This is a genomic window from Blautia sp. MCC269, assembly GCF_018785655.1.
Classification (GTDB): domain Bacteria; phylum Bacillota; class Clostridia; order Lachnospirales; family Lachnospiraceae; genus Blautia_A.
In genome coordinates this window covers 53212-59394 of record NZ_WQQE01000026.1, presented here as the reverse complement: position 1 = coordinate 59394, position 6183 = coordinate 53212, and the positions used below count along the sequence as shown (strand labels likewise).

General features: G+C 42.9%; 7 protein-coding genes and 1 riboswitch. All 7 genes read left to right on the top strand.

Going from position 1 to position 6183, the window contains the following annotated elements; translation table 11 throughout:
* Positions 1–165 (top strand): IS200/IS605 family transposase (gene tnpA, locus GPK88_RS19605; protein WP_215707753.1); only part of this gene is annotated, 165 nt, incomplete at its 5' end.
* A gap of 54 nt (positions 166–219) precedes the next feature.
* Positions 220–1272 carry an RNA-guided endonuclease InsQ/TnpB family protein gene (locus tag GPK88_RS09830; protein WP_252197742.1) on the top strand — a complete coding sequence of 351 codons (1053 nt, stop codon included), beginning with the start codon at positions 220–222 and terminating at the stop codon, positions 1270–1272.
* A gap of 132 nt (positions 1273–1404) precedes the next feature.
* Positions 1405–2172, top strand: coding sequence for a zinc ribbon domain-containing protein (locus GPK88_RS09825; RefSeq protein ID WP_215707751.1), 768 nt, complete (start codon positions 1405–1407; stop codon positions 2170–2172).
* Between the two features lie 119 nt (positions 2173–2291).
* Positions 2292–2406: riboswitch (FMN riboswitch) on the top strand.
* A gap of 275 nt (positions 2407–2681) precedes the next feature.
* Positions 2682–3809: a bifunctional diaminohydroxyphosphoribosylaminopyrimidine deaminase/5-amino-6-(5-phosphoribosylamino)uracil reductase RibD gene (gene ribD, locus GPK88_RS09820; protein WP_195656010.1), complete on the top strand. Its 1128-nt coding sequence runs from the start codon at positions 2682–2684 to the stop codon at positions 3807–3809.
* A complete protein-coding gene (ribE, locus tag GPK88_RS09815) occupies positions 3791–4444 on the top strand; it encodes a riboflavin synthase (RefSeq protein ID WP_021977315.1) in 654 nt (217 codons plus the stop codon). The genes ribD and ribE overlap by 19 nt, the downstream gene beginning before the upstream one ends.
* Positions 4445–4462: 18 nt before the next feature.
* Positions 4463–5680: a bifunctional 3,4-dihydroxy-2-butanone-4-phosphate synthase/GTP cyclohydrolase II gene (locus GPK88_RS09810; RefSeq protein WP_021977316.1), complete on the top strand. Its 1218-nt coding sequence runs from the start codon at positions 4463–4465 to the stop codon at positions 5678–5680.
* Between the two features lie 29 nt (positions 5681–5709).
* Positions 5710–6183 carry a 6,7-dimethyl-8-ribityllumazine synthase gene (ribH, locus tag GPK88_RS09805; protein ID WP_006427673.1) on the top strand — a complete coding sequence of 158 codons (474 nt, stop codon included), beginning with the start codon at positions 5710–5712 and terminating at the stop codon, positions 6181–6183.

The following is a 6183-nucleotide window of genomic DNA, read 5'->3' as shown; positions in this document are numbered from 1 at the left end:
CTGAAGGGGATCACCGGCAGAAAACTGTTCGAACGTTTTCCGGAAATAAGAAACCAGCTATGGAAGGGAGAGCTGTGGAACCATTCCTATTATGTGGAAACGGTCGGATCTGTATCTGAAGAAAATATCCGCCGTTATATTGAACACCAGAGCAAGTCGTATTAAATCAAGGTGGAGTGTAGATCTCTATCTGTATAGCTGTTCGAAGGGGGAAAAGGAATGCTGCTGTCACACAGAACATCTGTAAATATCCGGCCGGAATATTCTAATATCATAGGGCATATGTGTTATGCAGCTTCCAAACTCTGGAATGTCTGCAACTATGAACGTCATCATTATAAAGAACTGGGACTGGAAAAGCATCCTGATTGGTATTATCAGAAAAAAGCGCATAAAGGGGATCTGTGGTACAGACAGCTTCCGTCACAGACAGCGCAGGAGACCTGTAAGCAGCTGGACAAAGCATGGAGATCTTTCCATGTCCTGAAAAAGACCGGAGGGATCAAAGATCCAAATCCGCCCCGTTTTAAACAGGACAATATCCCGGTCACATACATGCAGATGGGGATCCGGCATGAGAAAGGTTCAGACCGATTGCGGCTGTCTCTGCCAAAGGATCTGAAAAGCTATATGGAAGAAACCTACGGGATCCATGAAAAATTTCTATATCTTGAAAATAAGATTTTCAGGGACATGGATCAGATAAAACAATTGAGGATCTATCCGCCGGAAAACGGAAAATGCGACCTTATTGTTATCTATGAGATTGAAGGACCAGAGCAGCTTTTACAGAATGGACATTATTTATCTATTGATCTTGGACTTCATAATCTGATGACCTGTTATGATTCCGGAAATGGCAGGACTTTTATCCTTGGAAGGAGATATCTTTCATTGGAAAGATATTTTCATAAAGAGATCGCCAGAGTGCAGTCTGTTTGGTATGCACAGCAATCGGAAAGAGGGATAAAATATCCAGGATCATCGAAACATATCCAGAGACTTTACAGAAAAAAGCAGAATGCAGTGAAGGATTATCTTCATAAAGTGACCAGATGGATTGCAGAATACTGCATAAAAGAAGATATCCGCTGTGTGGTTGTGGGAGATATCCGAAATATCCGTAAAGAGAAAGATATGGGTCATAAGGTCAACCAGAAGTTTCACGGACTGCCATATAACAAGCTGTATATCATGCTGGGATATAAGCTGAAACTGTATGGTATCCAATTGATAAAAAAAGTAAGAAAGCAAAAATACATAAAAAGATAGATGGTCAGCTTTAAGATTGTGCTGATGATTATTGCGATAAGTGTGTTTGGTGTTGGATTATTCGTTGGCAACAGCAGGTTGCTTTTCAAAACATGGATTTATCTATATGATGTGGTTATGGAGGTGACGACTATGGAAACAAAAAATATTATTTTGAAACTTCGTACTGAAAGAGGAATGTCACAAGACGAGCTGGCAGATAAAATCATGGTAACAAGGCAGGCAGTATCACGTTGGGAAAATGGAGATACCGTTCCGAATACTGATACACTTAAGCTCTTATCGAAAGAATTTGATGTCTCGATCAATACGCTTCTGGGAGAACCGAGAAAGCTGATCTGTCAGTGCTGCGGGATGCCAATTGATGATGATTCCATACTGGGACGTGATAAGGATGGCGCATTAAATGAGGAGTATTGTAAATGGTGCTATGCAGATGGAACATACACATATAATGATATGGATGAATTGATTGATGTTTGTGTAAAGAATATGGTAAATGAAAGCTTTACCGAAGAACAGGCACGCACTTATCTGAAAGAAATGCTTCCAAAGTTAGATTACTGGAAAAGGTATGATGAACTTAGTGACAATGGGCAGTTTGAAGAGTTTAAAAAGCAATTGATAAATGAAATAAATGATTTACATATAGATGGACTTCCAAGGGTAGACAGACTGAATGCACTTGTAGGTAAATATGTAAATCTGGAATATGCACTGCCAAATGGACAAAAAGTGAAATTTCTGGATGACCAGAAAACTTATCTGGGAAATCAAATGGAGTCTGAATTCGGAGGGGACAGATACTTCGGTATTCTGGCAAATATGGATTTTATTATGATATGTACATATGAGAAAGACGGTGAAAATCCTGAATTGGTTATATACAAAAAAAGATGAGTATAGTATGCGGATTAGTGATTAGTTTCGTTACCGTTCACTGATAATATTCCGCATGGAATGAGTAAAATAAAAATTCCGCTTTACAAATAACAGATAAAGTATTAAAATAAACAAAAAGATATCTTCAGGGCAGGGTGAGATTCCCTACCGGCGGTAGAGCCCGCGAGCCGAAAGGCATGATCCGGTGAGATTCCGGGGCCGACAGTATAGTCTGGATGGAAGAAGATGATAGTACAGTTGATTTTTGTATGAATGAATGTAGTATCAGAGCTCTGAGATGGTGATCCATTTCAGAGCTTTTTATGTAGGAAATAATCAGACATTCATTTATTGATCATATGTAACAGATCAATTCCACCCTGCAGATATTTCTGCAGGCTTTTTTTGTATCTGGTATATCGTTTTCGAAATAACTATACCATTCACTTGTCGGTGAATCCGATTGCACAGGGTTAAAAGTCTCGGTGTACCAGACAAAGAACAGGAATAAGAAAGAAGGAATAGAAATGACGGATCAGGAATATATGCTTCGGGCGATCCAGCTGGCCAAAAAAGGAGAAGGCTGGACGAATCCCAATCCGATGGTAGGGGCAGTGATCGTAAAAGACGGAAGGATCATTGGGGAAGGCTATCATAAAAAGTATGGAGAACTTCATGCGGAACGTAATGCAATTGCTTCCCTCACAGAATCAGCAGAAGGTGCGGTGATTTATGTTACGCTGGAGCCTTGCTGTCATCATGGAAAAACACCTCCATGTACGGAAGCGATCATTGAACAGAAGATCAGAAAAGTGGTGATCGGTTCCCGGGATCCGAATCCGAAAGTGGCAGGAAAAGGTGTACAGATGTTAAGGGAAGCCGGTGTAACAGTAGTTGAAGATTTTATGAGAGAAGAATGTGATCAGCTGAATCCGGTGTTTTTCCATTATATTACTACGAAGACTCCTTATGTGGTGATGAAGTATGCCATGACACTGGATGGGAAGATCGCAACGAAGACAGGAGCATCAAAATGGATCACCGGAGAAGCGGCAAGAAAAGAAGTACAGCATATGCGGCATCAGTACATGGGAATTATGGCAGGCATTGGAACTGTGCTTGCAGATGATCCGATGTTAAACGTCCGGGTAGAAGGATGGAAAAGTCCTGTCAGGATTGTGTGCGACAGTAAGCTCAGGATCCCGCCGGACAGTCAGATCGTAAAAAGTGCGGAAAAGTACCGGACGATCGTGGCTTATGCAGATCAGAAAAATACAGAAGAAAAAATAAAAATATTACATACCATGGGAGTTGAGACCATTTACTGTCCGGATGAAAAGAATCAGATAGACCTTAAGAAGCTGATGACAGATCTTGGAAGCAAAGGCATTGATAGTATTCTCCTGGAAGGAGGCGGTACGTTAAATGACAGTGCCCTGCGAGCCGGAATTGTAAAGGAAGTACAGGCTTTTGTGGCACCAAAGCTGTTTGGCGGTGTGGCCGGGAAGACACCGGTAGAAGGTATCGGAGTTGAATTCCCGTCTGAAGCAGTGGAACTGAAATATACAGATATCTGCCAGATTGGTGAGGACATCCGGATAAGATGTCAGGTGTGTGAGAAAAAACAGGAGGAATCATGTTTACAGGAATCGTAGAAGAGAAAGGAAAAGTCCGTTATATACAGCTGACAGGAGAATCAGGGATCCTGGCAGTGAAAGCCCGGAAGGTCCTGGAAGGAACAAGGATCGGTGACAGTATTGCGGTGAATGGTGTGTGTCTGACAGTTACGTCGATCCAGCCGGACGGATTTACCGCCGATGTGATGGCAGAGACTATCAGAAGAAGCAGTCTTGGAAGCTGCAAGGCCGGAAGCCAGGTAAACCTGGAACGTGCAATGGCTGCAGACGGCAGGTTCGGAGGACACATAGTAAGCGGCCATATTGATGGGACTGGCGTGATACGTTCCATGCTCCGGGAAGAAAATGCCATCTGGGTATCGATTGAGACATCGCCACAGATTTTGCATCTGATCGTGGAAAAAGGATCCGTTTGTATTGATGGGATCAGCCTGACGGTTGCAAGGATTGATGAAGCTGGTTTTCAGGTGTCGGTCATTCCACATACAGGAGAAGAAACCACCCTTTTGGAAAAGGTGCCGGGGGATCTGGTTAATCTGGAAAATGATGTGATCGGAAAATATGTAGAAAAACTGCTTGGCATCAGAAAAAATGAAGAAGAGAAAAAAGAATCCGGAATTACGATGGAGTTTCTTGAAGAATTCGGGTTTTAAAACAGGAGGATATACAGTATGTCACAAAATTATCAGTACAACACAATTGAAGAGGCACTCAGGGATCTTAAGAAAGGAAAAATAGTTCTGGTCACAGATGATCCGGACAGAGAAAATGAGGGAGATCTGATATGTGCGGCAGAGTTTGCAACCCGGGAAAATATTAATTTCATGGCGACCTATGCAAAGGGTCTTATCTGTACACCGATGAGTGCGGAACTTGCGGCGAGATTGAACTTTCCTCCGATGGTTGCTGAGAACACGGACAATCACAGTACAGCATTTACCGTGGCAGTGGATCACGTAGATACAACCACCGGTATCTCTGCGGCAGAACGCTCCTATACCATTATGAAGTGTGTGGATGATCAGTCAAAACCGGAGGATTTCAGAAGACCGGGACATGTATTTCCGCTTATTTCCAGAAAAGGCGGGGTTCTGGTACGGAATGGCCATACGGAGGCAACAACAGATCTTATGAGACTTGCCGGATTGAAGGAATGCGGCGTGTGCTGTGAAGTTATGAAAGAAGATGGCACTATGATGCGTACATCACAGCTATGGGAAATGGCAAAAGAGCATAACCTTACATTTATTACGATCCGTGATCTGCAGGATTATATAAGAATACATGAAAAGCATGTAAAGGAGGAAGCAGCTGCAAACCTCCCAACGCAGTACGGTGATTTTAAAATGTATGGCTATATCAATGACATTACAGGAGAACATCATCTGGCACTGGTAAAAGGTGATATAGGAGATGGTGAGGATGTGCTTTGCCGTGTACATTCGGAGTGTCTGACAGGAGATGCATTCGGATCGCTCAGATGTGACTGCGGCCTGCAGCTGCAGACAGCGATGCGCCAGGTAGAGGCGGAAGGCAGAGGGATCATTCTGTATATGAGACAGGAAGGCAGAGGAATCGGACTGATCAACAAAATCAAAGCTTATGCGCTTCAGGAACAGGGATACGATACCGTGGAGGCTAATGTGAAGTTAGGGTTTGCACCGGATCTCAGAGAGTACTGGGTCGGGGCACAGATACTGTCAGACCTTGGTGTGAAATCATTAAGATTACTGACCAATAACCCGGATAAAGTCTATGGGCTTGGTGAATTCGGGCTGAAGATCAATGAGAGAGTACCTCTGGAGATTCCGGTACAAAAATATGACCGGAAATATATGAAGACGAAACAGGAAAAGATGGGTCATATTTTTAAAGAAATAAATTTATAAAAAACAGCAAATAGCAGGAGGAAGAAAAAATGAGACAGATCAATTTAGTAGAAGGAAAAGTAGTAGCACCGGAGGGAATGAAGGTTGGTATCGTGGCAGCGAGATTCAATGAGATCATTGTGAATAAATTATTGGGAGGAGCAGTCGACGGACTGGTAAGACATGGTGTAGAAGAAGAGAATATTACTGCAGCATGGGTACCGGGAGCATTTGAGATTCCGCTTACAGCACAGAAAATGGCACAGTCAGGAAAATATGATGCAGTTATCTGCGTGGGAGCTGTCATCCGTGGAGATACTTCACATTATGATCTGGTGTGCAATGAATCTGCCAAAGGGATCGCACAGGTTGAACTTGCAACAGGGATCCCTGTCTTATTCGGAGTGATCACGACTGAGAATATCGAGCAGGCTATTGCGCGTGCAGGAAGCAAAGCCGGGAATAAAGGCTATGACTGTGCGTTATCTGCGATCGAGATGGTTAATCTGATGAAGCAGCTCTAA